This window comes from Gilliamella sp. B2785, assembly GCF_026537005.1.
Taxonomy (GTDB): domain Bacteria; phylum Pseudomonadota; class Gammaproteobacteria; order Enterobacterales; family Orbaceae; genus Gilliamella; species Gilliamella apicola_E.
In genome coordinates this window covers 288,861-312,929 of the sequence record NZ_JAFNNC010000001.1, presented here as the reverse complement: position 1 = coordinate 312,929, position 24,069 = coordinate 288,861, and the positions used below count along the sequence as shown (strand labels likewise).

At 36.4% G+C, this 24,069-nt stretch carries 19 protein-coding genes; 13 read left to right on the top strand and 6 right to left on the bottom strand.

The genetic code is table 11. The features are described from left to right. Positions 1 to 9 precede the first annotated feature (9 nt). The 7 genes from thiP to dinB all read left to right on the top strand — a co-directional run bounded on the left by thiP (position 10) and on the right by dinB (position 10,285). Entirely contained in the window at positions 10 to 1,590 is a 1,581-nt protein-coding gene (gene thiP / locus J3U24_RS01430; protein ID WP_267337550.1) for a thiamine/thiamine pyrophosphate ABC transporter permease, read from the top strand. Continuing rightward, on the top strand, positions 1,568 to 2,269 hold the full coding sequence (thiQ, locus tag J3U24_RS01425) for a thiamine ABC transporter ATP-binding protein ThiQ (RefSeq protein WP_267337551.1): 702 nt from the start codon (positions 1,568 to 1,570) through the stop codon (positions 2,267 to 2,269). Before thiP ends, thiQ begins: the two co-directional genes overlap by 23 nt. Positions 2,270 to 3,004: 735 nt before the next feature. Next, the gene (locus tag J3U24_RS01420) at positions 3,005 to 4,327 is read left to right on the top strand and encodes a hypothetical protein (RefSeq protein ID WP_267337552.1); all 1,323 of its coding nucleotides are present in this window, start codon (positions 3,005 to 3,007) and stop codon (positions 4,325 to 4,327) included. Positions 4,328 to 5,080: 753 nt separating this feature from the next. Then, entirely contained in the window at positions 5,081 to 6,454 is a 1,374-nt protein-coding gene (locus J3U24_RS01415) for a hypothetical protein (RefSeq protein ID WP_267346958.1), read from the top strand. A 192-nt stretch (positions 6,455 to 6,646) separates the two neighbouring features. Further along, positions 6,647 to 7,147 (top strand): hypothetical protein, encoded by a 501-nt coding sequence (locus J3U24_RS01410; protein ID WP_267337019.1) that lies wholly within the window; start codon positions 6,647 to 6,649, stop codon positions 7,145 to 7,147. Between the two features lie 314 nt (positions 7,148 to 7,461). Continuing rightward, entirely contained in the window at positions 7,462 to 9,156 is a 1,695-nt protein-coding gene (cptA, locus tag J3U24_RS01405; protein ID WP_267337018.1) for a phosphoethanolamine transferase CptA, read from the top strand. A gap of 73 nt (positions 9,157 to 9,229) precedes the next feature. Then, on the top strand, positions 9,230 to 10,285 hold the full coding sequence (dinB, locus tag J3U24_RS01400; protein WP_065561749.1) for a DNA polymerase IV: 1,056 nt from the start codon (positions 9,230 to 9,232) through the stop codon (positions 10,283 to 10,285). A gap of 74 nt (positions 10,286 to 10,359) precedes the next feature. Here the strand turns inward: dinB and J3U24_RS01395 are convergent, their stop codons facing one another. Both J3U24_RS01395 and J3U24_RS01390 read right to left on the bottom strand, forming a co-directional pair. After that, a complete protein-coding gene (locus J3U24_RS01395; protein ID WP_065734534.1) occupies positions 10,360 to 11,796 on the bottom strand; it encodes a 6-phospho-beta-glucosidase in 1,437 nt (478 codons plus the stop codon). Positions 11,797 to 11,809: 13 nt separating this feature from the next. Next, a complete protein-coding gene (locus J3U24_RS01390; protein ID WP_267337017.1) occupies positions 11,810 to 13,681 on the bottom strand; it encodes a beta-glucoside-specific PTS transporter subunit IIABC in 1,872 nt (623 codons plus the stop codon). Positions 13,682 to 13,854: 173 nt separating this feature from the next. Between J3U24_RS01390 and J3U24_RS01385 the strand changes: the two genes are divergently transcribed. Beyond that, positions 13,855 to 14,559 (top strand): GntR family transcriptional regulator, encoded by a 705-nt coding sequence (locus J3U24_RS01385; RefSeq protein ID WP_065734532.1) that lies wholly within the window; start codon positions 13,855 to 13,857, stop codon positions 14,557 to 14,559. A 69-nt stretch (positions 14,560 to 14,628) separates the two neighbouring features. Here the strand turns inward: J3U24_RS01385 and J3U24_RS01380 are convergent, their stop codons facing one another. The 3 genes from J3U24_RS01380 to rph all read right to left on the bottom strand — a co-directional run bounded on the left by J3U24_RS01380 (position 14,629) and on the right by rph (position 17,265). Then, a complete protein-coding gene (locus J3U24_RS01380; RefSeq protein ID WP_267337016.1) occupies positions 14,629 to 15,741 on the bottom strand; it encodes an SIMPL domain-containing protein in 1,113 nt (370 codons plus the stop codon). 146 nt (positions 15,742 to 15,887) lie between these two features. Then, a complete protein-coding gene (pyrE, locus tag J3U24_RS01375; protein ID WP_065561745.1) occupies positions 15,888 to 16,535 on the bottom strand; it encodes an orotate phosphoribosyltransferase in 648 nt (215 codons plus the stop codon). A 13-nt stretch (positions 16,536 to 16,548) separates the two neighbouring features. Then, the gene (gene rph / locus J3U24_RS01370) at positions 16,549 to 17,265 is read right to left on the bottom strand and encodes a ribonuclease PH (RefSeq protein ID WP_065561744.1); all 717 of its coding nucleotides are present in this window, start codon (positions 17,263 to 17,265) and stop codon (positions 16,549 to 16,551) included. Between the two features lie 150 nt (positions 17,266 to 17,415). On the opposite strand from rph, the gene J3U24_RS01365 reads away from it, so the two are divergent. Both J3U24_RS01365 and J3U24_RS01360 read left to right on the top strand, forming a co-directional pair. Next, positions 17,416 to 18,282 carry a YicC/YloC family endoribonuclease gene (locus J3U24_RS01365; RefSeq protein ID WP_267337015.1) on the top strand — a complete coding sequence of 289 codons (867 nt, stop codon included), beginning with the start codon at positions 17,416 to 17,418 and terminating at the stop codon, positions 18,280 to 18,282. 391 nt (positions 18,283 to 18,673) lie between these two features. Further along, positions 18,674 to 19,567, top strand: coding sequence for a hypothetical protein (locus J3U24_RS01360; protein ID WP_267337014.1), 894 nt, complete (start codon positions 18,674 to 18,676; stop codon positions 19,565 to 19,567). 56 nt (positions 19,568 to 19,623) lie between these two features. Here the strand turns inward: J3U24_RS01360 and J3U24_RS01355 are convergent, their stop codons facing one another. Beyond that, the gene (locus J3U24_RS01355) at positions 19,624 to 21,012 is read right to left on the bottom strand and encodes an MATE family efflux transporter (protein ID WP_267337013.1); all 1,389 of its coding nucleotides are present in this window, start codon (positions 21,010 to 21,012) and stop codon (positions 19,624 to 19,626) included. Positions 21,013 to 21,190: 178 nt separating this feature from the next. On the opposite strand from J3U24_RS01355, the gene yejK reads away from it, so the two are divergent. The 3 genes from yejK to J3U24_RS01340 are packed head-to-tail and all read left to right on the top strand — an operon-like array spanning position 21,191 to position 24,042. After that, positions 21,191 to 22,189, top strand: coding sequence for a nucleoid-associated protein YejK (gene yejK, locus J3U24_RS01350; RefSeq protein WP_267337012.1), 999 nt, complete (start codon positions 21,191 to 21,193; stop codon positions 22,187 to 22,189). A 9-nt stretch (positions 22,190 to 22,198) separates the two neighbouring features. Then, on the top strand, positions 22,199 to 23,041 hold the full coding sequence (gene nfo, locus J3U24_RS01345) for a deoxyribonuclease IV (RefSeq protein ID WP_267337011.1): 843 nt from the start codon (positions 22,199 to 22,201) through the stop codon (positions 23,039 to 23,041). Then, positions 23,038 to 24,042 (top strand): hypothetical protein, encoded by a 1,005-nt coding sequence (locus J3U24_RS01340; protein WP_267337010.1) that lies wholly within the window; start codon positions 23,038 to 23,040, stop codon positions 24,040 to 24,042. The genes nfo and J3U24_RS01340 overlap by 4 nt, the downstream gene beginning before the upstream one ends. Positions 24,043 to 24,069 lie beyond the last annotated feature (27 nt).

Below are 24,069 nucleotides of genomic sequence, written 5' to 3'. Positions count from 1 at the left end.
GTATCGCCAATGTTGAAATTTAAATCGTTATTACCCGGAATGAGTGCAGCGAGCTTAATACTCATTATTTTAAGCTCGGCACTTATTGCTATTTGGCGATTTGCCTTAGAGTCAGGAAATTTGACGATTTATCTTGATAGTTATGTACTTCATATTGTTTGGATCACTTTTTATCAAGCTTTGTTATCGACAATACTTTCGCTGGCATCAGCAATATTAATGGCTAAGGCGCTCTCCTTTATTGATTTTAAAGGTAAAAAGTTACTGATAAAAATAATGCCAATTACCTTTATTTTACCCGCTTTAGTGGTTGTGACAGGGTTGTTGTCGGTATATGGGCAACAAGGTTTACTGGCTTACATTTGCCAAGTACTGCATATCCCATTTTCATTTCCTATTTATGGCTTGCAAGGTATTTTGTTGGCTCATGTTTTTTTGAATTTTCCTTATGCTTGTGTGCTCTTTTACAAAACATTAAACAGTGTTGCGATAGAACAAAGACAGCTAGCGGCACAACTTAATTTTTCAACATTTACCTATTTTAAATTACTTGAATGGCCGTTACTTCGTAGACAAATATTGCCTATGGCAGCACTTATTTTTATGCTCTGTTTTTCGAGTTTTGCCATAGTGCTTGCATTGGGTGGTGGTCCAAAATACACCACGCTGGAAGTGGCTATTTATCAAGCGGTGCGAGACTTTGATCTATTACAAGCCGCATTACTATCTTGCGTGCAGTTGGTTTGCTGTATTGTTTTTATCAGCTTGATGCAGAAAATAAATAGAAATGATAGAAAGCTGAGTGTTAAATTTAGTCACTCCAACTATCAATTACCGATAACCAATTGGCTAAAAATGATTAGCATGATCATTATCGTAATAGGGGGATTATTTATCCTGTCTCCGATGATTACCATACTTTTTCAAGGTTTCTATTTTTTCCAAATCTCATTACTCACATCGATGTTGCAACAAGCCTTACTCTATTCAATCCTTATTGCTATAGGTTCGGCTATGATAGCGATGTTACTTGGGTTACTTTTGCTATGGACCAATTGCCGACTATTGATTAACCAACAACGTCAATTAAGTAATCGGCTTATGATGGTTGCCTCCTTGATATTAGCTATACCAAACATGGTATTAGCATCGGGATTGTTTTTATTGTTATTCGGTTTTAGTCATAACACTGTTTTTATCTGCTTATTAATTATGGTTTGTAATGGGTTAATGGCGTTACCTTTCATCCTTAAAAATTTAGCTACGCCGATGTATGATATTACGGCACGCTATTGGCAGTTAACCCAAACCCTTAATATCAATGGATTAATGCATTTTTATTTGGTCGATTTTAAGGGGTTAAAAAGCCTTATGTTGATGAGTTTTGCCCTTGCTGCCATATTGTCATTGGGCGATTTTGGGGTAATAGCTCTGTTTGGCGGGCAGTCGGTGACCACGTTACCTTATTATTTATACCAACAGATATCGCATTATCATTATCAAGAAAGTATCGTGACAGCCGCGATATTATTACTTTTATCTTTTAGTTTATTGGTTGTGATGGATTATGATCGAACTTCAAAAAATTGAATATCAATATGACAACTTCAACATGCACTTTACGCTAAATATTGCTGCTAAAGAGCGGGTTGTTATTGTCGGACCAAGTGGCGCGGGCAAAAGTACATTACTTAGCTTGATTGCGGGGTTCATCTTTCCTAAATCAGGACAAATCATTTTAAATAACCAAAATGTCACAACAACGTTACCCGGTAAACGCCCTGTATCGATGCTATTTCAACAAAATAACTTATTTAGCCATCTAACGGTTGAACAAAATATTGCTTTAGGCATCAAGCCGACATTAAAACTGAGTCGAGCTGAACAAATGACTATTAATGATATTCTGGTTCGTGTCGGGCTGGAAGGCTTTAACCATCGCTATCCCGAACAGCTATCGGGTGGCCAACGGCAACGCGTGGCACTGGCTCGCTGTCTTATACAACATCGTCCTATATTATTATTAGATGAGCCATTTTCTGCTCTTGACCAAGCTCTGCGCTTTGAAATGTTGGCATTGGTGAATCAGGTTTGTAGTGAATTTAATCTGACCTTAATGATGGTATCGCATTATCTGGATGAGTCACTTAGCCATTTTTCTCGCTGTGTGGTTATTGAAAATGGAAACGTCATTTTTAATGCAGAACCAAAACAGCTAGCTGAAAATCAAGAGATAGCTAAATTGTTAGGGATAAGTTATTATTCATAATTAGAACCTTCCGTAAAAAAAGTTGAGGAGTGGGTTTTTTGGGGTTCAAAATTCTGTTTTGCAATGTTGTCTCAAATAAGTAATTCCGCTTTAAACTATGGCGTTTTTTAGTAGCTGTTTTTTCCATTAAAAAAAGTTGAGGAGCCGGGTTTTTGAGGTTTTAAATTTCACTTAAAACTTTTAAATGATCATAACCACTATTTTAAATACTAAAATAATTTTTTCAGGATCAATAACCGTGATTCTAAAGATTTGTAATGATGATAATCTTTAATTAAAACAGCGCTTAATCAATTATCATCTAGATCCTTTTTAGATCCTATTTACAAAAGTTAACCCAATTGAGCGAAAAAAAGTGTTGCATCGTGTTTTTCCAATCACTATACTTTTTACACGGTTTTAGCTAATAGGCTAAAATTTGACAGAAAAGCATAAAATTGTAAATTAATCAAAAAATTACTTGACAGGGTAGTCTAAAATGCATTATAATTTTCAACAGGCAACAGGCAACAGGCAACCTGGCCAACCTATCTTTTAAATTCGTCTAAGTCCAGCACCCAGTTTAAATTTTTCACTGAAGCTTATTTTTCTACTCAATCAAGTGAAATTCTGCGAATTTTCGCGCGATCGCTTCCGCGATCCTCTTCTCGATCTTTTTTCCGATCGTTTTCCGGATCCTGTTTCAGATCCTGTTTTCGATCCTTTTCCCAATTATCCCGGCAGATTGTTTTTTCCGTGGCTCTTTTCCTTCCTTTTTCGGGTCACGCATTGACATCACAGACAACAGCAAATCAGATACAGGGCACTCCTCCTTATCTGACTTTCGACGGTGGTCGTACTCGTGCAGTTGATACTAACGGTCTGCTTGGGATTACGCTATCTAACGGAGCTAATTACACGCCTTCTAACAATTCATCATCTACAACCCCAATCGTCTTGCCGGTTGAGGGTCAGAGTTTTGCTGATATTCGTATGTTCGTTCCTACTGATACTAATTCAGTCGCTTTGAGTTCTCTTATCGGTCCTCCTAATAATTATTGGGGAGATGATGATGGAGATAGTGACGTTACTGCTACTGGTCGTTTAAGTTTATCTATTGTCGATAAAAACAATCAAGTTGTATCACGTAATTCCGTGTTAACGACTTGTAATTCACCTTATAAGGTTACGTTATCTAGTACTAACGGTACATTATCTACTCGTTATGGTTTTCCTAATCGTAGTACTTTCAGTGCCCGTAATGTGACTTATTACGTCAATCCTAAGGCTGGGGCTGTGGTATGTTTTGCTCGTCCTAATTTGACTTACGGTACAGGTGATTTTGCTGGCCCATCTTCGACGTGGGACCCTAATAAAGGTTTTCTCACTCGGTCAACAGACCCGTCCTCTTATGATCAAAATTTTCCTACTACTGGCGCTAATCGACTGTACTTTGATTTAGATATTAGTGGTAGTAGTCAGCCATTGTCTTGGTCTCCTGTTTCTCATGGTGGTATCACAGTTGCAATGTCTAATTCTACTGCTACAAGCGTACGCGTTACTTTAAAGGGTCCTTACGCTAGTTCATCCGAGCAGGAGTCATCCATTCCTGTTTCTATTTCTAAACCTACTTTGCCTCAGACCTTCGAGTTGGTCGGTCGTGATAGTCGAGGTAATGCTGTCGTCAGATATGGTTTTACTTTGAAGCAGTGGTTCGTCAACCGAGGTTCTAAGCAGGACTATTATTCTCGTGCTTTATCTTGGTGTAATAGTATTGGTTATCGAATGCCTAGCGTAAGGGATTTAACCAATGCATCTTGTCCTGACAACGATTCTTTCTGTCGTAGTTCAGTCGGCGCCACCCCTTCCTCACCTGGTAATTGGTACATGCGTCATATAGGTTCTGGCTTTTTCACGGAGTGGGGTGGTATGTCTGATTATTCAGGCGTTGGCTTCCTCTACGACCCTTGGTACTGGACTAGTGACCCGGGTGTTGGTAACCAGTCTATCGTGGACCCGAACGACGGTCACGTGAGTTTGTTCTACCACAGCAACTACACACTTTGCGCCTATCCTTAGTTTTTATTTCTTCGTCCTTAATCCTTAGGCCGGGGGTGGGAGTGATAAAAAATAGTATTAAGTGATTAAAAGTAAGCTGACTCAACGAGTCAACGTCGTTTAGCCATAAAAAAGCGATTTTGCGGCTAAGCGACGTTTGAATTACCCGCTAAGGCGGGTTTGTTTTTGAGGTTTTTTATTACAAAAAAAGTTGAGGAGCCGGGTTTTTGAGGTTTTAAATTTCACTTAAAACTTTTAAATGATCATAACCACTATTTTTAATACTAAAATAATTTTTTTAGGATCAATAACCGTGATTCTAAAGATTTGTAATAATGATAATCTTTAATTAAAACAGTGCTTAATCAATTATCATCTAAATCTTTTTTAGATCCTATTTACAAAAGTTAACGTAAATGAGCGAAAAAAAGTGTTGCATCGTGTTTTTCCAATCACTATACTTTTTACACGGTTTTAGCTACAAGGCTAAAATTTGATATAAAAGTATAAAATTACAAATAAATCAAAAAAATACTTGACAAGGTAGTCTAAAATGCATTATAATTTTCAACAGGCAACAGGCAACAGGCAACCTGGCCAACCTATCTTTTAAATTCGTCTAAGTCCAGCACCCAGTTTAAATTTTTCACTGAAACTTATTTTTCCACGCAATCAAGTGAAATTCTGCGAATTTTCGCGCGATCGCTTCCGCGATCCTCTTCTCGATCTTTTTTCCGATCCTTTTCCCAATTATCCCGGCAGATTGTTTTTTTCGTGGCTTTTTTCCTTCCTTTTTCGGGTCACGCATTGACATCACAGACAACTAGGAATGCGATACAGGGTAGTGCACCTTATCTGACTTTCGACGGTGGTCGTACTCGTGCGGTTGATGTTAACGGTCTGCTTGGGATTACACTATCTAACGGAATTAAATATACACCTTCAACCAATACTTCATCTTCTTCAGCACCAATCGTCTTGCCGGTTGTGGGTCAGAGTTTTGCTGATATTCGTATGTTCGTTCCTACTGATACTACTTCAGTCGATTTAAGTACACTTATCGGTCCTCCTAATAATTATTGGGGTGATGATGATGGAGATTCTGGCGTTAGTGCTACAGGTTCTTTAAGTTTATCTATCGTCGATAGAAACAATCGGCCTGTATCACGTGATACAGTGTTAACGACATGTACTGATTCTGCACCTTATAAGGTTACGTTATCCAGTACTGACGGTACATTATCAACTCGTTACGGATTTCCTAATCGTAGTACTTTCAGTGCTCGTAGTGAGACTTATTACGTCAATCCAAAGCCTGGTACTCCAGTTTGTGTTAGATTTGCTCGGCCTAACTTAAGGTATGGTAAGCGTGGTGATTGGCCTCATGACCCATCTGTTGATTTTGCTGGCCCAGCTTCGATGTGGGACCCTGCTAAGGGTTTTATCCCTCAGTCAACTGGCCCATCTTCTTACGGTAGAAACTTTCCTACAACTGGTCTTAATGGATTGTACTTTGATTTACTCATTACCGGTAGTAGTCAGCCATTGTCTTGGTCTCCTGTTTCTCAGGGAGGTATCACCGTCACAATGTCTAATTCTACTGCTACAAGCGTTCGTGTTACTTTAACTGGTCCTTACGCTACTCAATCCCAGATTAATTCATCCAGTCCTAGTCGTGTTTCCACTCCATCTTTGCCTCAGACCTTCGAATTGGTCGGTCGTGATACTAATGGTACTCCAGTCGTCAAATATGGTTTTACTTTGAAGCAGTGGTTCGTGAACCGTGATTCTAAGCGGGACTTTTATCCTAATACATTATCTTGGTGTAATAGTATTGGTTATCAAGTACCTAAGGTAAAGGATTTAACCAATGCATCTTGTCGTGGTAGTCAATCAGGCGCTCACTGTCAGGGTTCAGTCGGCGCCACCCCTTCCGCCCTCCATAATTTTTACATGCGTCATATAGGTTCTGGTTTTTTCACTGAGTGGGGTCGTATGCCTGATTATTCAGGCGTTGGCTTCAGCGACTATTATTACTGGACTAGTGACCCGGATGGTAGTCGCCAGTTTGTCGTGTACACAAGCTACGGTCACGTGATTTTGGACTACACCTCCTCCAGCTACTCCGGACTTTGCTCCCATCCTTAGTTCTTATTCCTTCGTCCTTAATCCTTAGGCCGGGGGTGGGAGTGATAAAAAATAGTATTAGGTGATTAAAAGTAAGCTGACTCAAGGAGTCAACGTCGTTTAGCCATAAAAAGCGATTTTGCGGCTAAGCGGCAAAAATGCTGGGCACCGAGGTGGTGGTTAAAAATATAGATATTAAAGGAGTAATATAAAATGAATATTGAAGACAAAATCGCGTTAAGTAAAAGTCCGGTTCAGTTTATTGCTGAAGGTAATTTTTTAAAGCTTTATAATCAATCATTATATGTGGTTCAGCAATTATTGGGTTTTAACTTAAAGGCAACGGCAAAATATATAAAAAAAATTGATGAAATTATTATTTGCGGTGGGTTTCCTACCCGTTCTATTACTAAACGCTATCCCAATGCAAGCCCTAATTTAACGGGGTATGAGTTATTGGGTGATTATGATTTAAGTGGCTATGAGCTATGGTACCAAAAGCATTGCCAAATACCGAAGCAAAAAACACCACAATCCCTTCTCACAACATCCCAAGAGATAAACGAACAGTTAAACGAATTCCACGATATGAATAAACCCTTAACGGTTCAACATCTATTATTTTTACAATCATGGCAGGCAAATAAATATCCTGCTATGGTAGATAGTGCGTTTATTCAGGCGTTGAAGAATTATTTTAGTGAATTGCATTAATAGCAGAGGGATATTGAAAATAAATCATCCGTTTCAACTAGGGTGGTTTTTTTAATTTTTTATCGAAAAAAAGTTGAGGAGTGGGGGGGTTGGGGTTTAAAATTCTGCAATGTTGTCTAAATAAATAATTCGGCCTTAAACTGTGTTTTTTTAGTAGCCGTTTTTTGCATCAAAAAAAGTTGAGGAGCGGGGTTTTTGAATCCCTTTCTTCATAATCAATCAATAAATAATCTTTATTAGTTCCATCTTAAGGTTTTGTTAATCTGTTTTTGTTAGTTTAGTTGCACTTTTATTTGTAATTATTGGAGCAAAATTTGGATAGAAATTTTAGTTGGCGCTCGTTGGTTTATGCTATTTTGTATTTCTGTTACTTTTCTTGTGCATTACAACTTTACATTGCATTGTCAGGACATGCTAATTTTATTGGGCTTCGTGACTCGATAATTTATAGTATGATTTGGCTGGTGCCTATTCTCTTTTTTCCTAATATTACCAAAAAATTTGCTACCGTTTATGGCATTATCGTCGGTGGGTTGTCACTAATTTCGATTGGTTATTTTACGATATATCGACAGGAGTTTTCGCAGAGTGTTTTTTTTGTGATGGCGGAGTCGAATTATAATGAGTCGCATGAATTTATTTCCCAGTACCTTAGTATTAAGCTCATTGCTGTACTATTGATTTATATTTTAGTTGGGGTGTTTTTGTGGTTTAAGGTTAAACCGGTTTATGTAAAAAATATGACTAAATGGTTAGTGTCGATAATCATTGTGGTTTATGCGTTGATGCCTTTGTTTATTAGTGTGGCGATTAAGAAGACTTCGTTTGAGCGCGCTACCCAGCATCTGTTAAGTCGGATGGAAACGACGGTTCCATGGCAATTGCTCAGTAGTTATATTGCTTATCGTTCTCAGCTTTCTAATATGGAAAAAATCTTAAATCATCTCGAAACCTTGCCTAAATTCGAAAATTTAACTGATGCCAATGGAAATACTCCAAGAACGTTAGTGCTGGTGATTGGTGAGTCAACGACTCGTAGCCGTATGGGGATTTATGGTTATGAGCGTGATACGACGCCGTTAATCGAGCAATTTAAAAAAGATAATCCTAATTTTCTTGCTTTTAATGATGTTGTTTCATCAAGACCTTATACGATCGAGATTTTGCAACAAGCGTTAACTTTGGCCGATGAGCAACATCCTGATTTATATCTTTCTAAGCCATCATTAATTCATTTGATGAAACAGGCCGGCTATAAGACTTTTTGGATTACCAATCAACAAACGATGACTAAGCGCAATACGATGTTGACGATGTTCTCTAAGCAAGCTGATGAGCAGTTTTATATGAATAATGATCGTAACCAGAGTTCCAGACAATATGATTCGTCGGTTTTTGAGCCGTTTAAGAATGTGCTAAATGATCCTGCTGAAAAGAAATTTATTGTTATTCATCTGCTCGGTACGCATATGAAATATGAGCTGCGCTATCCGGAAGGTGAGGAGTATCAGCGTTTTAAAGATAAGACTGGCGTAAATTTTGATTTGGATAATGATAAGTTAAAAGTTTATAACAGTTATGATAATGCGGTCGCGTTTAATGATTTTGTTACTACTGAGCTGTTTAAGCTATTTAAGAATAGTGATCCAAATGGTTTTATTTTGTATTTTTCCGATCATGGTGAGGAAGTTTATCAAACGGCTCCGCATGATGTTTTAGGGCGTAATGAGAAGGCGCCAACTAAAGCTATGTATACGGTTCCTTTTATGCTTTGGCAATCGCCTAAGTGGTTAGTGAGTCATCCTAATAATCATTTTGAGTCTTATGTGAATCGAAAATTTAGTACTCAGGATTTGATTCATACTTGGTCTGATTTGGCTGGGTTAAGCTTCGATGATTATCAACCCGAAAAAAGTATTGTGAATGAAAAATTTGCACAGCCAACTCGATGGATTGGTGATCCTCATGGTAAGGAGGGGTTAACCGATTTCGATCAGCTCGCTAAATAGTGATTTACAGATAAAGTAAAGGTATGGTATTGTATATTTATACAGTTATTTTCTATATACTAATACCTTCATTATGCGAAAAATTATTCATGTCGATATGGATTGTTTTTATGCAGCTGTCGAAATGCGAGATAATCCACGTTATCGCAATGTGCCGATCGCCGTAGGTGGCGATCCACGTAAGCGTGGTGTGGTGGCAACTGCGAATTATATTGCTCGTCAATATGGTGTGCATAGTGCGATGTCAATGGCACAGGCAATTAAGCTGTGCCCTAATATTAAGGTCATTCCTGGTCGTCATGCTGTCTATAAAGAGGTTTCCAATCAAATTCATCAAATATTTAAGCGTTATACTCAAGCCATTGAGACGCTTTCGCTTGATGAGGCTTATTTGGATGTGACGGATTGTAAGCTCTGTCATGGTTCTGCTACGTTAATCGCCCAAGATATTCGACAAGCAATCTATAAGGAACTTGAGTTAACCGCGTCAGCAGGTGTGGCTCCACTTAAGTTTTTAGCTAAAATCGCATCTGATATGAATAAGCCAAATGGGCAATATGTGATTACACCCGATCAGGTTGAAGGATTTATTGAGCAACTTCCACTGAAGAAGATCCCCGGTGTCGGTAAAGTGACCGAGAAGAAGCTAGCAGAGTTGGGGCTTTATACCTGTAAAGATGTGGTTAATTATGATTTGACTAAGTTACTTAATCAGTTTGGTAAGTTTGGACGTATTTTATATGAGCGTTGCCAAGGGATTGATGAACGCGAAGTCTGTAATGATAGGCAACGCAAGTCAGTTGGGGTAGAGCGCACGTTGGTTGATGATATTCACAGTTGGGATGAGTGTTTAGCGCAATTTGATCCGCTATTTGAGGAGTTGGAGAAGCGTTTAAGCAAAGTTCGCTCCGATCTCTCTATTGCTCGCCAAGGTGTGAAATTTAAGTTTGATGATTTTCAGCTTACGACTCAAGAGCATGTTTGGTCTAAGTTGGATAAAGCTGATTTGATTGAACAAGCTCATAAAGTTTGGCTAGAAAGGCGCAATGATCGGGGTGTTAGGTTAATTGGTTTTCATGTGACGTTGATTGATCCACAAGTTGAAAAGCAACTTATTTTTAAGTTTTGATTGATGATGTGTTGATTAGATGAGAAAGGATCTGATTTTAATTCGCAAATCAGATCCTTTATATTATTAAATGATTATTTTAAGTTTTGACCATTGGTCTTAATTACATTTTTATACCATTCGAATGACTCTTTTTTATAGCGTTTCATGCTTCCGTTACCTTCGTTGTCACGATCAACATAAATCACGCCATAACGTTTTTTCATTTCGCCAGTGGTGAATGAAACGACGTCGATAATCCCCCAAGCGGTATAACCAATCACATCAACACCGTCGTAATCCATCGCTTTTTGCATCGCTTTAATATGCGCGCCGAGGTATTCGATTCGTGGTTTATCGTGAATTTGGTTGTCGTGCTCAAGTTCATCAATCGCCCCAAAACCATTTTCAACAATAAATAGTGGTAGTTGATAACGATCGTATAAGCGATTAAGTGTGTAACGTAATCCTTCTGGGTCGATCGGCCAACCCCAGTCACTGCTTTTAATGTATGGATTTTCAACTGCATTTGGTAATGCACCATTGACGATGTTGTCACGGTTGTCGTTTTTAACATCCGCTTTTACGACCGTTGACATGTAGTAACTAAAGCCGATGTAATCAACCGTACCTTGTTTTAAACAAGCTAAGTCTTCTTCTGTAATATCAAGTTTGTAGCCTTCGCGTTCAAACTCTTTTAATGCGTATGATGGATAATATCCACGAACATGTACATCAGGGAAGAAGAAGCGTTGATGCATAGCAATTTCTGATGCCATCATGTCTTCAGGGTTACATGAGTATGGGTAAATTGGCACGTGAGAAATCATACAACCAATTTCAAAGTTAGGGTTGATTTTTTTACCAGCAATAACCGCTTTAGCACTGGCTAATAATTCGTAATGCGCAACTTGGTAAAGCACTTCTTGTGGATTTTCACCTGGTTTAACTTGTACACCTGAGTTGGTCCAGAAGAAGATTGGGTTACTGGTGTCCATTTGGTTGTTGATTTCGTTAAAAGTCATCCAATATTTAACTTTGTTTTTATAACGTTCAAAACAACTTATAGCAAAACGTTCAAAAAACTCTACGGTTTTACGATTACGAAAACCACCATATTGGCGAGCAATGTGTAATGGGATTTCAAAATGTGAAAGGGTAATAACCGGTTCAATTCCATTCGCAATGAGTTCATCAAATACGTCATCGTAAAATTGTAGGCCTGCTTCATTTGGCTCTAGCTCATCGCCTTTAGGGAAAATTCGAGTCCAAGCAATTGAAGTACGGAGGCATTTTAGTCCAAGTTCAGCAAATAATTTGATGTCTTCTTTATAATGATGATAGAAATCAATTGCTGTATGATTTGGGTAAAATTTGCCTGCTTCGATATCTTGAGTGATTTGTCTTGCAACACCATGTGCGCCAGCGGTCATGACATCAACCACGCTTGGTCCTTTGCCCCCTTCATTCCAGCCGCCTTCGAATTGGTGAGCGGCTAATGCACCGCCCCATAAAAATGGTTTTTTAGTCATTTTTGATTCCTTGTTATTGCTTAATTTCGAATATGATATCGTCAAGATTCACGTCTTTATTTTCAGTTAATGTGATCAATTGGTATTGATCTGTATTAACAATAATAATTGGTGTAATTAATGGATAACCCGCTTGTTTGACCGCTTGTGGATCAAAGCTGATTAGCAAATCACCTTTTTTAACTTGTTGACCCATACTGATGTGATAACTAAATTCGTTATTAGTTAAATTAACGGTATCTATTCCAACGTGAATTAATAATTCTACGCCGTTATCTAGGACTAAGCCGATAGCATGTTTTGAACTTTCAAATACCGCACTAACTACGCCATCAAATGGTGCATAAACATGGTTATCTGTTGGTTCGATAGCAATACCTTCACCCATTAATTTTTGTGCAAAAGCGGGATCTGGCACTTCGCTTAGTGGTAATGCTTTACCGATCATTGGGCTAGTGATATTCACTTTATCAAGAACGACTTTTGGGGTGTCGTTTTCAATTTTTTCATCACTTTGTGCTTTTTCATTAGTACCAAAAATTTGCATTAAAATCACTGGCCCCAATAGTGCTATTGCTGAACCCAGTGCTACGCCGATGATTGATCCATAATGTTCTGGATTAATTGCATTAACAATAGTTAGTGGTCCAGGTAATGCTGCATAGGTGTAGTAGTAAGGCGTAAAGATACCAGCGACCATCCCACCAATTGCAGCACATATACAGCCATAAATAAATGGTGTTTTAAAGCGTAAGTTAACCCCATAAATAGCTGGCTCTGTGATACCAAATAGACCCGTAATAAATGCAGAGATTGATACACCTTTCATCTCTTTTGAGCGAGTTTTGATATAGAATCCTAATGCTGCACCGACTTGTCCAATTACCGCGATAGTTTGGTAGGCTTGGAAAGAGTCCTTACCATATTGGTTAATGTTTTCGATAATAACTGGTGTAATACCCCAATGCACACCAAATATAACCAGAACTTGCCAAAATGCCCCGATAATTGCACCCGCGACCCAAGGCGCAAGGTTTACAATCCAGTTGTATCCGCTTGCAAGGTAGTGCGCTGCACCAGCTGTAATTGGTCCAATTACTAATAAGGTTAATGGAACCATAATCACTAAGCAGATTAATGGCATGACTAATGGTTTAATAATGCTGTGTAAGCGAGGTTCTAAGAAACGCTCTAAATAAGAGAGTAACCATACTAAAAATAGTGGTGGTAATACGGTTGACATATAGGTGGTTTCAGATAACGGTAAACCAAATAAGTCAAATGTTCCCCCATTTTTTATTGATGTTGCAATTTCTGCCCATGTTGGTGATAGTAGCGCTGCACAACATGCTACTGCAATATAGATGTTGCAACGGAAATGTTGCGATGCAGTAATGGCAATAAAGATAGGTAAAAAGGTAAATGGCGCCCAAGAGATAAAGCTAAATACTTGGCAAGTGCCAGTTTGTTCAAATTCTGGATAGGCAAGCTTAATTAAAATTAAGATCCCTTGTAATATACCTGCTCCCGCTAAAACATAAACGAAGGGAGCAAAAACAGCTGACATTGTGGCGATAACACGATTTAACATACTACTTTTGCTATTTACATCAACTTTATTGTTTCCACTCATTAATTGCGTAAATGCATTATAGACTTTGTCTACATTTGTGCCGATAACAACTTGAATTTGTCCACCTTTTTCAACCACGGTGATAACACCCGGCAAACTGGCGATTTTCTCTTTCGCTTCTGCTGGGGTGGTTTGAGTAACGACACGCAAACGAGTTGCACAACGCGCGACAGAAACAATATTATTTTCGCCGCCTAACTCATTTAATATATCAACTGCTAATTTATTATAATCTCTAATTTTAGATGACATCAATTAAGCTCCTTTTAACAGGTAAGAGAGCATATCTTATCCTTAAATTGAAAATTGTTAATGACCAATTTTATTGTTTGTGATCTAGATCGCGTTTTCTAGCAATTTTGATTTATTTAATTAACGATAAGTATAGAATGTCAATCATTTATACCAATATCAAAGAACGACTAATGTTAAAATACCAAGATGTGGCAAAGAAAATTCAACAGTCGATTTATCAACAAAATCTGCCTAAAGATACACAATTGCCTAATATCGAAGGGTTAATTCAACAATATCAAGTTAGTCGTACCACCATTATCAAAGCACTTAATCGCCTTGAAAGGCACGGTGTGATCTATCAAATTCAAGGCAGTGGTATTTTTGTTAGGCAACCCAAAAAACGGGGTTATCTGAATTTTTTAGAGAGTCATGGTTTTAGTGTTGACCTAAATGATTTACCAGGCGCTTCACAAGTATTTAATGTTGACGTTATTCAGCCTAATGCCAAAGTAAAAGAGAACTTACAGTGTGAAGATGGTGAAGAAGTCTATTATATAAAACGATTACGTTTGGTTGAAGGCAAGGTTTATGGTTTTGAGCAATCTTATTATCGTAAAAAGATCATCTCTTACCTTAATCGAGAAATTGCCGAAAACTCAATTTTTAGTTACGTTAAAGAGATTTGTAAAATCAATATTGGTTTTTCTGATAAATATTTTAAAGCGATAAAGTTAGATGAGGAGATCGCCCCTTATTTAGGATTAAAACCTGGCGATCCCGCTTTATGTGTTGAAGAGATTTTTTATACTACAGCAGGCGAACCTTTCGATTTTTCAAGAATTATCTATCATTACGACAATGCAAAATTCTATGTACAAAGTCATTCAAAATAGTCGAAGGTATTTCATTTAGTTAATAAAATAAATTACTAACTAAATGAAATTTTATCAATTTAACAGCTACTACTTTTGTTCAACTTTTTTAAGTGTTTCGAATGTACCTGATAAAGTTAATGTGACTTCATATTCTGGTGGGGTATTGATATCTACATCCATAGCATCATCAACACTTCTATCCATACCTAGATAACGGTTTTGACTTTTGGCGTTGTTAAATGATGAATATGATGTATCAAAATCTCTTGAGTCAAGTGAAAGTGTAATTGGTGCGCCTAGTACATACTGTTTATCCAGTAATCGTTCAACTTTAGCGCTTAATTTGTTTAGTAAAAGGGTTTCATGCTCGTTTAGCGCAGCTTGAATTGCTTCAGGCGAAACACTATAAGAGATGTTATTGTTGACTTGCATCTTTAATTCTTGCGCTTTAGCAATAATTTTACCAATAAGATCTAATTTATTTATTTTTATTTTTAGTGTGTTATTGACGAAATAGTGTTTTTCTTCAATTTCTTTAGCCTCCATTTCGCGTACCATATATTTTTTAATTGATACGTTCGTTAAGCCTATCTTTTTTAATTCGTTAGCGATATTGTTAAAGTCTTTGTACAGATCATCCTTTGCTCTACTTTCTCTATTACTGGTTGTAGCAATGGAGAATTCATAGTAGTTAGTCAAATTTTTATCGTCAATCTGATAAATGTTGTTTATACCATATTTATCAAGTATTTTATTAAGATTGATGAAGCTATCATTATTATCAATCGTTAATACAACATTAAGAATAGCTGCATAAGTGGTATTGTTTTTACTATCTGGTTTCGTAACAGTTCTAACACTGTTTTTGTAGTCGGTGGTAACTAAATTATCGTCGGTAATATTAAGTGTATTTAAATAAGTTTTTAACTTCTTCATTGTTTCGACATTAAGATTAGAAGCTTCCGTTGATGTTTCACCCTCTGTTTCTAAGGTTACATAAAATTCAACTGTATCGGGTTTTAATATAATGTTATCAGTAATTTTGGAGGTAATTTCTCCAACAGGGATAAGGTTCTTTCCATATTTTAATTGCTGTAGTTCTAAATAATTATTGCTAACGTTTAACGCATTATTTTGGGCGTGAGATGGAAAGATGGTACTCATATTCATTAATAGGATTAATAATAAGGTTTTTTTCATTTTATTTCCTTTATTCAGTCTAGTGAAATGGGCTAGTAAAGTAGGTTCAATGTAGAAAGATAAGATGATTATAATTAATCTAATTGGAAAGTTGTAAAAAAATTGTAAAACTTTATGAATATAAAAAAGCGTCTTACGACGCTTTATTATTTTATTCCATATTCAGCACGATAGGCTTCGACTTGGGTGACTTGGTCTTTTCGTGATGGATCTTGGTAGAGGTATTGGATCAAATCATCTAAAGTAATAATTGAAATTACATCACAATGATAAGTCTGTTTGATTTCTTGAATAGCAGATAAATCACCTCGGCCTTTTTCTTGACGATCTAAGCAAATCAATACGCCAGCAAGTTTAGATTGATTGTCTTCCAAAATTCGCATTGATTCACGAATTGCTGTACCAGCGGTAATTACATCATCAACTAACATAACGCGTTGTTGATATATTGAACTACCTACTAGATTACCACCTTCGCCATGGTCTTTCGCTTCCTTTCGGTTAAAGCAGTAAGGAACATCAACATTGTGGTGTTCAGATAGGGCAACCACTGTTGATGAAACGATTGGAATGCCTTTGTAGGCTGGACCAAAGATAACATCATATTGTAAATCTGCATCGATTAATGCAGCGGCATAAAAACGACCTAATAACGCTAAATCTTTACCGGTATTAAATAGTCCTGCATTAAAAAAGTAAGGGCTTTTTCGACCTGATTTTAAAGTAAACTCGCCAAATTTTAATGCTTGCCTATCTAAAGCAAATTCTATAAATTCACTTTTATATGATTTCATCGATCCTCTCCAATTAATCTTTTAAAGCTTGTTTTTGCGCTTCTGTAATAGTTTTTATACCATTTTTTGCTAGTTCTAATAGGGTTAATAATTCTTCATGACTAAATGGTTCACCCTCGGCAGTGCCTTGAACCTCTATGATACGACCATCATCTGTCATAACGACATTCATATCGGTTTCAGCATTAGAATCTTCAATGTATTCTAAGTCGCATAGAGCTTCACCGTTTACAATGCCTACCGATACGGCAGCCACTAAAGATTTAATTGGATTTTCTTTGATTTTTCCATTAGAAATTAATGTGTTTATTGCATCAACGAGTGCAACACAAGCTCCGGTAATCGATGCAGTTCGTGTGCCACCATCGGCTTGAATAACGTCACAATCTAAGGTAATGGTGTACTCACCTAATAATTCAAGGTCAACCATCGCACGCAGTGAACGGGCAATTAGGCGTTGGATTTCCATTGTTCGGCCAGTTTGTTTGCCTTTTGCAGCTTCTCGTTGTGTTCTTGAATTTGTTGCGCGAGGTAACATGCCATATTCAGCAGTGATCCAACCTTGATTTTGACCTTTTAAAAAGCGGGGTACAGATTCATCAATTGTTGCATTACAAAGTACTTTGGTTTCACCAAATTCGACTAATACAGAACCTTCTGCATGCTTAGTGTAATGACGGGTTATTTTGATTGGGCGGACTTGTTCCGCAGATCGACCAGACGGGCGCATGCAATTCTCCAGCAGTTTATTTTATCTTCGAATTAATTTTTTAGGGGGACATCAACAAGAAAGCGTCGATGTTTAGCCTAAGCTAAGGGCACATTATACAGAATTTGTGATACAATGCACACTAAGTTTTTATAAATTTAGGAACCTATTATGATTTCTAGTATGACCGCGTATGCGAGAAAAGAGTTGAACCAATCATGGGGTAATGCGTCTTGGGAGTTGCGTTCGGTCAATCAACGCTACTTAGAAACCTATATTCGTTTACCAGAACAATTCCGCTCACTTGAGCCGATCGTTCGTGAGCGTCTTCGTGCTCGATTAACTCGCGGAAAGATTGAATGTAACTTACGCTTCGAACTTGATCCCGCTACTCAGAACCAAGAGTTATCATTAAATATTGAGCTGGCTAAACAGATATTAAATGCAGGTGATTGGATTAAACGTGAATACCAAACCGGTCCAATCAATCCGCTTGATGTGTTACGTTGGCCGGGAGTGATGTCGAGTAAAGAACAAAATTTAGATGCAATTTCGCAAGAAATTTTAGCTTTACTTGAAAAGACAATCGATGAATTTATCACTGTTCGTGAACGTGAAGGTAAAGCCTTAAGCGAATTAATTACTCAACGCTTAGACGCAATAACTCTGGAAGTTAATAAAATTCGAGATTGGATGCCACAAATCTTAGATTGGCAGAAAGAGCGTTTAAAAAGTAAACTAGAAGAAGCCAATATTGAACTTGATAGCTCACGTCTTGAACAAGAAATTGTGATGGTTGCACAAAAAATTGATGTGGCTGAAGAGTTAGATCGATTAATGACTCATGTCAAAGAAACTTATGCAATCTTAAAGAAAAACGAAGCAGTAGGGCGCCGACTTGATTTTATGATGCAAGAATTTAATCGTGAATCAAATACCATCGCTTCAAAATCAATTAATGCGGATGTAACTGCAAGTGCGATTGAACTTAAAGTATTGATTGAGCAGATTCGAGAGCAAGTACAAAATATCGAGTAATTTAATGAGCAAGTATTTTGTCATCGGCAAAGTCCTTCACTCAATATAGTCTTAAATGTTTATATCGATTAACAGACTGATTTATTATTTACTCTAAAAAACAATCAATGTAGATTAAATTAACAATAGGGGCGCAATGCCCCTTTTTTATATCAAGATATTATGAATTGCTTTTTCAAAGATTATTTTTAATTAAAAAGAAAAATCTTTACTTTTATCTAGTCTAATAAACTTTACTTTTCATAGAGCAAGTTTAAAATGCACCAGTCAAATTAATAACTCAGTCCTAGTTATTGGAAAAAATAACAAAAATTGACAATTATCATTTAAACATAGCTAGAAGTTTTTTTATTAGTATTATAATTTTTAAGGAATAATAAGGAATAAAACAATGAGCTCTACAGTTAGTCATTATCAGTTGTCACAAAAATTTAATCCGCTTTTAACCATTATCTTTACTTTAATAGGTATTTTTGTCGCAATTGCTTTGGGCATTATCTATTCAATCATCTCTTATTATTCTCCGTTTGTCATAATTGATATTGGTTTAGTCGTTGTAATGGGATTGACGTTAGCCTATCTTGCTTCATTTCTTGCAAAAGCAGCAAAAGTAAGAAATACCATGGTTAATTTTTTTATGGCATTCTTTATCTGTTTATTTGCTTACTACTCAAGTGTATGTGGATTTGAAGTAGGCCTTTTTTCGGGTGATTTTACAGATTATATTGAACTGTTTTTTTCACCATTCACTGTCGTTGACATCATGTTTGATGAAATTCTTCCATACCGTGAAATATCCATCACCAGAAAATCGAATACAAGTCAGATTTCTGGTTTAATGTTGGGTGTTGTTTATTTAATTGAATTACTTGTTTTCTTCTATCCATTAATCGTTTCATTTCATATTGACGATTATTATTGTGAAGATTGCCAAGCATGGTACAAAAAATATCAATTCTTTTCATTAAGTAATGAAAGCCTAGAAACTAAACTTTCTGCCAATTTAACTGGTAGTTATGCCGATGTATTATCGCAAACAACTTTTTATACTGATACAAAAGGAATAGTTAACCAAGTCGATCAATCAGCAGGAAATATCGATGTATTAGAATATCAATATTGCCAATGCCCAAAATGTCGTCAGAAAAGCATTCTTACCATAGAGAAGAAATTATTGAAAAAAGACAAAAAAGAGTATGAATTAAAAGGTGTTAGTGATGGATTTATAGTCCAAGATGCCTATATCGATAACAAAACCGATGCATTATTTGAAAAAGAAATATAAATTGGTAAAAAAGATAAATGAATAAGAAAGATAAAAGGGGACTGATGTCCCTTTTTTTAATGGTGATTTTTAGGATAGTGTCGATTTTTAATTGATTTAAAGTACCAATATAACGCAGCATAAGCGATCCCCGTCGATAACAAATCAGCAGTTGGTGATGCTGCCCATACACCATCTAAATCAAAGAATAATGGAAGAATATAAAGTGTTGGTAACAAGATTAAAATTTGTCTTGAAAGGCTTAACAAAATAGAAATTTTTGCCATACCAATACATTGGAAGAAACTGGTAGTTACCATTTGGAACCCAACAAACGCAAAAGAAAATGTAGTATAACGTAGTGCAATTGCAGATATTGCTACTAAATCAACATCAGAGCTAAATGCTCTAACCAGCACATCAGGAATAAAACAACCTAGTACAAAACCAACGCTAGTAATGACGGTGGCAATTTTAACCGCATAAATAAACGTTTCCTTAACCCGAGCATAATTTTTGGAACCGTAGTTATAACCAATAATCGGTTGCATACCTTGGTTTACGCCAATAACAATCATAATAATCAGGGTAATTAATCGGTTAGCGTTAGAATAGCCGGCAATTGCATCATCACTTGAAACATGTGATATTGGTGCATAATGGGTTAACTGCCAGTTGATAAATACCACAACAACCGACGCAGCCACCTGCATAGCAAACGGTGACATACCAATCGATAAAATAGATTTAACATAAGTAAAATCGAGCTTAAAGTTGCGACGATATAATTTAATATTGCTGTTTTTGCTGATAAAGTGTTGCATTACAAACAAAAAGCTAATAAACATCGATAGCGTAGTTGCAAACGCTGCGCCACGCATTCCCCAACCTAAAGCAATAATGAAAATTGGTGCGAGAATAATATTAGCAATCACACTGATAAACATCGTTACCATGGCTTTGAAAGGATAACCACTGGCGCGCATCATGTTGTTGTAATTAAATGTTAGTGTGATAAAAATACTACCCGGTAAAAATACCTCTAAAAATTCCCGTGCATAAATATGATTAGTGGGGCTTGAACCGATAAAGTGTAAAACCGGATCAATAAAATAAAGTAATAATGCTAAAGTAATACCGCTAAGCACGGCAGTTAACATAAACGATGTGCCTGCTACTCTTTCGGCTTTATCTATCTCGCCACGACCTAAAAATATCGAAATACGGCTTGCCGAACCAATACCGACCAACATACCAATGCCGGCAGCAAGATTCATCACAGGCAAAATAATACCAGCGCCACTTAACGCTTCGCGACCGATCCAATGACCAATAAAAATTCCATCAATAATATTGTAAAGCGTATTTACTGTTGTCCCAATAATTGATGGTAGCGCATATTGCCAAAATATTAGGCTAATTTTTTTATGTTTAAAATCATCATAAATATCGCGTGAGTTTGTCATTTTTATTCACATTGAAAAAAAGTTAAAGTTGCTAAGAATTTTAGAATATACGTAAAAGTATAAAATTGACTTGAATAATCATAACTAGTTTAACAGAGATAAAAATTGATGATAGCACTTTTTTAGTGCTTTGATAAAATAGTCGATTATCAAATCGTCTAGCGTAATAGGAATTTTCATGAGTGTACAAATAGAAAACGTTGTTTTACATAAATTAATAAGAAAAAGCGATACGGAAATCGAATTACAACTTCGTGACTCACTACTGAACAATGAACAAGCGGTAACCAACTTGATTGAAGATATAAACCGCGTTTATAACAACAAAAGTAAAGCTTATGGACTATTTAATAGTGAAAGCCTTTTTGAACAGTCGCTTAAAGAATTACGTATAGGTAATCAAGACTTCCTTAATTTTAGTCAAGAATCTACCAAACAATTACGTAATGAACTGGCCAAATATCCATTTGCTGAAGGTGGCACCGTTATTTTTTGTCATTATCGATATCTAGCTGTTGAGTACCTTATTATTGCTGTATTAAATAGCTGTTTAAGTATGTTAGTCAACGAACAACTCAATATATCAGAAACCCAGTATTTAGATATTGACCATGCCGACATCATTGCTCGTATAGATATAACCGAATGGGAAACGGCTCCTGACTCAAAACGTTACCTAACTTTCCTAAAAGGACGAGTAGGGCGTAAGGTTTCTGACTTCTTTATGGATTATTTAGGTGCGAGTGAAGGATTAGATGCTAAAGCGCAAAATAAAACACTTGTTAAAGCGGTTGATGACTATTGCCAAGAAATGCAATTTGACAACAAGAATAATGCCCGTGAAAATGTTTATAATTATTGCCAAGCGCAATTACAAGCAGGTGAAGAGATTGAACTGAAAAATCTTGCTAACGAATTGCCAGCGACTGACGAGAATAATTTTATGGAATTTGTCAAAAATAGTGAATATGATCTAGAGGACACTTTCCCCGTTGATCGTAGTGCACTACGCCAACTTAAAAAATTCTCTGGTAGCGGTGGTGGATTAACCTTAAGCTTTGATTCTGATCTATTAGGCGAACGAATCAAATGGGACCCGCAAACAGACTCACTTGTGATTAAAGGTGTTCCACCTAATTTACGTGACCAACTTCAACGAAACAGTGGCTCAAACTAGGAAAAAATTATGAAATATATTGGTGCTCATGTGAGTGCTTCTGGTGGTGTCGATAATGCTCCAATTAATGCTTATCAAATTGGTGCAACGGCTTTTGCTTTATTTACTAAAAATCAACGCCAGTGGCATGCAAAACCGCTTGAATCAGCAGTGATTGATAGTTTCAAAAAACGCTGTGAACGATATGGATTTACTAGTAAACAAATCCTACCGCATGATAGTTACCTTATCAATTTAGGTAGCCCTGATAGTGAGCAACTCGATAAATCCCGAACAGCTTTTTTAGACGAAATGCAACGCTGTGAACAGCTAGGGTTAACTTTACTCAACTTTCATCCTGGTAGTCACCTACAAAAAATTTCGGTGGATGAGTGTTTGGCGCGTATTTCCGAATCGATAAATATCACTTTAGATAAAACTAAAAATGTTGTCGCAGTGATAGAAAACACCGCAGGGCAAGGGTCTAATCTTGGTTATAAATTTGAACATCTTGCACAAATCATCGATAAAATAGAAGATAAAAGTCGTGTTGGTGTCTGTATTGATACCTGTCATGCGTTTGCTGCCGGTTATGACTTACGCACTGAAAAAGCCTGCAAAGAGACCTTTGAAGAATTTGAAAAAATTGTTGGCTTTAAATACTTACGAGGTATGCACTTAAACGATGCTAAAAGTGAATTGGCAAGCCATGTTGATCGTCATGATAGCTTAGGCAAAGGAACCATCGGCGAAACGGCATTTAAATTTATCATGCAAGACTCGCGAATCGATGAAATCCCTCTCATCCTCGAAACTGTCGATCCGGATCTTTGGAAACAAGAAATAGCGTGGTTAAAAGAGCAGGAAAAATGAAAATAATAAAAATAAAGTTATTAATATTATTATTACTGAGTTGTTTTGTAAATGCTAACGAGGAAATACAAAATCATTCAGATAACACTATAAAAGACTTAGATATTTTTATCGTTGAGAAAAAAGACAACCCCATTTTCTATTTTACTTCAGTATCAGAAAGAATTAATTTTAACTCATATGATGAAAATGGAAATACTCGAATCGTTCCACACTTAATTCCAGATGAAATAGGTAATTATAAGAAAGATAGCTATAAATTAACAAAAATCTATCGACAACGTTTTTTGAAAGAAGCTGGAATATCTGAAGACGATAATTTCTATCTTTATGATTACGAACATAATCGACTAATTACTTACCCTATTCGCAAATTAGAAGCTTTTGCAATCATAAATATTTATAGTATCGGTAAAGCACCACATCATGATGAGAAGAGTTATCAATTTGGTTTTAAACTGAACCTTAAGCAATTACCCAACTTAAACCCTAAAAATACATTTGTTTATATCGGTAAGGAAAGTCCGTTTGCTATGCAACAACTAACGCGAATAGACTGGCAAAAAATTGACAATCAAGATTTTCCAAACGTCTCGAAAAATAACGATATACCTGTTCAAAATAGCATTACTCAAAGCTATTTAGCTCAATTAAATGAATTAAATTACTATCTTCAAGATGAAATAATTAAGCATGACAACTTTACTGGGACCTATCATAGGAAATTGGTAATAGCTGATAATGAAAAAAACATTTTTACTTATTTTGAATATTTCCATACTGAAAGTTCAAGGATTGGAAGTCTAACTGACAAAGATTTTAATGAAATGAATAAAGACAAATGGACTGGCAAATTGTTTAAAAATCAACCTTTAGTGGCATTTGGATTTGAATCAATGATATTTCCATATTCATATATTTATTATATTGATCCATTATATACATTTAAACGTTTAGATATAAAATCTGATTATCGACAGGAAGATCATAGATCAAGATAAAATTCAGATTAATTTTGTGGATATGTA

What these genes read in the sequence shown, in the direction of transcription:
- thiP (WP_267337550.1), top strand. Translation starts at nt 10, where the DNA reads ATGTTGAAATTTAAATCGTTATTACCCGGAATGAGTGCAGCGAGCTTA.
- thiQ (WP_267337551.1), top strand. Translation starts at nt 1,568, where the DNA reads ATGATCGAACTTCAAAAAATTGAATATCAATATGACAACTTCAACATG.
- J3U24_RS01410 (WP_267337019.1), top strand. Translation starts at nt 6,647, where the DNA reads ATGAATATTGAAGACAAAATCGCGTTAAGTAAAAGTCCGGTTCAGTTT.
- dinB (WP_065561749.1), top strand. Translation starts at nt 9,230, where the DNA reads ATGCGAAAAATTATTCATGTCGATATGGATTGTTTTTATGCAGCTGTC.
- J3U24_RS01395 (WP_065734534.1), bottom strand. Translation starts at nt 11,796, where the DNA reads ATGACTAAAAAACCATTTTTATGGGGCGGTGCATTAGCCGCTCACCAA.
- J3U24_RS01390 (WP_267337017.1), bottom strand. Translation starts at nt 13,681, where the DNA reads ATGTCATCTAAAATTAGAGATTATAATAAATTAGCAGTTGATATATTA.
- J3U24_RS01385 (WP_065734532.1), top strand. Translation starts at nt 13,855, where the DNA reads ATGTTAAAATACCAAGATGTGGCAAAGAAAATTCAACAGTCGATTTAT.
- J3U24_RS01380 (WP_267337016.1), bottom strand. Translation starts at nt 15,741, where the DNA reads ATGAAAAAAACCTTATTATTAATCCTATTAATGAATATGAGTACCATC.
- pyrE (WP_065561745.1), bottom strand. Translation starts at nt 16,535, where the DNA reads ATGAAATCATATAAAAGTGAATTTATAGAATTTGCTTTAGATAGGCAA.
- rph (WP_065561744.1), bottom strand. Translation starts at nt 17,265, where the DNA reads ATGCGCCCGTCTGGTCGATCTGCGGAACAAGTCCGCCCAATCAAAATA.
- J3U24_RS01365 (WP_267337015.1), top strand. Translation starts at nt 17,416, where the DNA reads ATGATTTCTAGTATGACCGCGTATGCGAGAAAAGAGTTGAACCAATCA.
- J3U24_RS01360 (WP_267337014.1), top strand. Translation starts at nt 18,674, where the DNA reads ATGAGCTCTACAGTTAGTCATTATCAGTTGTCACAAAAATTTAATCCG.
- J3U24_RS01355 (WP_267337013.1), bottom strand. Translation starts at nt 21,012, where the DNA reads ATGACAAACTCACGCGATATTTATGATGATTTTAAACATAAAAAAATT.
- yejK (WP_267337012.1), top strand. Translation starts at nt 21,191, where the DNA reads ATGAGTGTACAAATAGAAAACGTTGTTTTACATAAATTAATAAGAAAA.
- nfo (WP_267337011.1), top strand. Translation starts at nt 22,199, where the DNA reads ATGAAATATATTGGTGCTCATGTGAGTGCTTCTGGTGGTGTCGATAAT.
- J3U24_RS01340 (WP_267337010.1), top strand. Translation starts at nt 23,038, where the DNA reads ATGAAAATAATAAAAATAAAGTTATTAATATTATTATTACTGAGTTGT.